Annotated in this window: 2 protein-coding genes and 1 pseudogene; all 3 read left to right on the plus strand. The window is 38.6% G+C overall.

What is annotated here, in order from left to right:
• Window positions 1-71: 71 nt before the first annotated feature.
• Window positions 72-1,064: pseudogene (locus tag NR121_RS24805) on the plus strand (DNA primase family protein); the annotation flags it as partial.
• Between the two features lie 216 nt (window positions 1,065-1,280).
• Window positions 1,281-2,285, plus strand: a complete 1,005-nt coding sequence (locus NR121_RS24810; protein WP_256832132.1) for an SMODS domain-containing nucleotidyltransferase — start codon at window positions 1,281-1,283, stop codon at window positions 2,283-2,285.
• Window positions 2,286-2,295: 10 nt separating this feature from the next.
• The gene (locus tag NR121_RS25455; RefSeq protein WP_375162544.1) at window positions 2,296-2,556 is read left to right on the plus strand and encodes an S-4TM family putative pore-forming effector; all 261 of its coding nucleotides are present in this window, start codon (window positions 2,296-2,298) and stop codon (window positions 2,554-2,556) included.
• Window positions 2,557-2,596: the final 40 nt, after the last annotated feature.

Here is a 2,596-nt window from a genome sequence, read left to right on the forward strand (position 1 = left end):
GGAGGACATAACTTAATCCTCAAAAAATCGTGTCTTGACAATGGGGAGCATTACAATTTCCCCATGACCCCAAGTACTTTATGAAAAATCAACTGCCGGTAAGGTGGAATCCCGAAGCGGATCGACGGCTTGCGGCTAATTTTATTCATTCTGTGGTTCCCACTGATACAGTGCCGTTGATAGAGGAGTGGTTAGGATATTTGCTCATACCTACAGTAAAGTATCAGAAGATGCTATTGATCAAGGGCAGCGGAAAAAACGGGAAGTCCAAGTTTCTGAATTATTGCAGAGAGCTGCTCGGAGATGCCAACGTATCCTACGTAGAGTTAAAAGAGTTTGAAGAAAATCGCTTCAAAGCAGCGCAGCTTAAGGATAAGATTGCCAATATCTATGCGGATATTAGCTTTAAGCGGTTGGCATCAACCCACATGATTAAGAATTTGGTAGCCGGTGACGAAATATCGGCTGAAGAGAAAGGGGAACGAGCTTTCCCGTTGCGCTCTTATGCGAAGCTTATGTTCTCTGCTAACGATTTACCTGCGAGTTCAGATACAACCGATGGCTTTTTTCGTCGTTTTTTCATCGTGCCGTTCGATAAAAAATTTACCAAGGATAATGAAGATGTTGAACTTGATACGAAGCTGGGTTCGACTCCCTATTTAGAGTCCTTGTTAGTATTGGCGGTTGATGGCCTACGGCGGCTTGAAGCAAATAAACGATTTAGTGAAAGTGAATCGGTCAGAAAAGAGATGGAAATCTTCGAATACGAGAACAAGCCCATTGTTCAGTTCCTCGAAGATGAGTGCATTTTGCATGATAATCGTGAAGATCGTACAAATAGCGTATCCAAGGAAAAACTGTTTACGGCTTACCGCAATTGGTGCGAACGAACAGGAAGAAGCATTATGAATACCACCAATTTCTTCAAACAGCTTTATAGAGAGACAGAAATCACTCGAGAGAAACATGAATTCCAGCCGCGCATTAACGGAAAGCAGATTCGTTATATTTCTGGAATCACACTTCAGGAGGAAGAAGAGGGCGAAAATCCATTTGATCTGTAAGTGAATCAATTGGAAAGCAGCGGCGAGGCCATTATTGGCTTCGCTGTTTCTTTTTCAGAAGCCGCAATGTTTGTTGTGTCTGCTGCTTTATTTTCAGGAGCGCTTCCACATATAGCCAATCTATTGTCGGGATGATACAATAGTACTAATAGATAGGTCTTAGAGATCACAAGGGGTAGCGCTTTAAACTTAAGGGATTTTGGGGTGAATAACAAAATGGCGACAACGGTCAATGGTGCATTTGGTGAATTCATGAAAAATACTGTTAATTTGGATTCAGAAGATACTAAAAAAGCAAGAGCAAGCAGAGACAATCTTGTTGAAAATATTGAGGATCTCGGTGAGGAAACTCATTTCTTCAATTTATATTCTGAAAAACATATTCACTTTGGTTCATTTGCTAGAAAGACTAAGATAAGACCCTTAGATGATATAGATACAATGATTTGTATTAAGGCAGAGGGAAGCACGTATCACGAATATAGCGATCACATAGAAATAATCGTTAGTGATGAAAACTCCCCACAGAAAAAATGTTGTAATGATAATAGTTCAGTATTGAATTCTACCAAAGTAATTAATAAATTTATCTCTAATCTTTCAAAACTGTCTGACTATAAAAAGGCTGAATTTCATAAAAATGGTGCTGCTGCAACATTACAATTAAAGTCCTACTCATGGAATTTTGATGTTGTACCTTGTTTCTTCACTACTCCTGATTCAAGCGGCAATACATTTTATATTATCCCCGATGGAAAAAGCAACTGGCAAAAAACTGACCCAAGGAAGGACAGAGACGGCATTTCCAAAACTAACCAAGAACACAAAGGAAGAATGCTTGAAACGATAAGATTATTAAAATACTGGAATAATCGTGCTACAATGCCTTCGGCTCCTTCTTATTTGCTTGAGTGCCTAATACTTGAATACTTTAATAATTTGCAAACTGAAGTTAGTGAATATATAGATTTGAGATTTAAAGATGCACTGAGTCACATTAAAACAGCGATCTATAATTCTGTGAATGATCCGAAGGGGATTCAGGGCAACTTAAATACCCTCTCTGTTGATGAACAGATAAAAATCGCCGTGCGAGCTTCTTTAGATTATGATAAAGCAGTAGAAGCGGTTAGACTTGAGCTTGAAGACAAGAATCAAAAGGCTTCGATTGCAAAATGGGGAGAAATATTTGGGGGGTTGTTCCCAACTTATTCGGGTTAGGGGCGTCGATATGGATAACGGAATAGGCGAAAGACAGAATCAGTCAATAAATATTATGCGATTAGCGGCAATGAGGCAACTTTACAGTGATGCAAAATTTCTGTTCAATTTTAAATTTTTTATTTGTGTAATTCTCGTTATCGTGGGCAATGTGTTAAGTTTTGTTAAAACACAGAATTTAGGTATACATTCTGTCATTGTGATCATTAAATTGGTTTCTGTGGTAGTACCTTTTATAACATTCGATAAGTGGATAGATGATGTACAATAGTTTGTGTAACCAGAATTTGTGACCTGCAGGCGCAAAAAAA

This window comes from Paenibacillus sp. Pae15 (genome assembly GCF_024519685.1).
Lineage (GTDB): Bacteria > Bacillota > Bacilli > Paenibacillales > NBRC-103111 > Paenibacillus_G > Paenibacillus_G naphthalenovorans.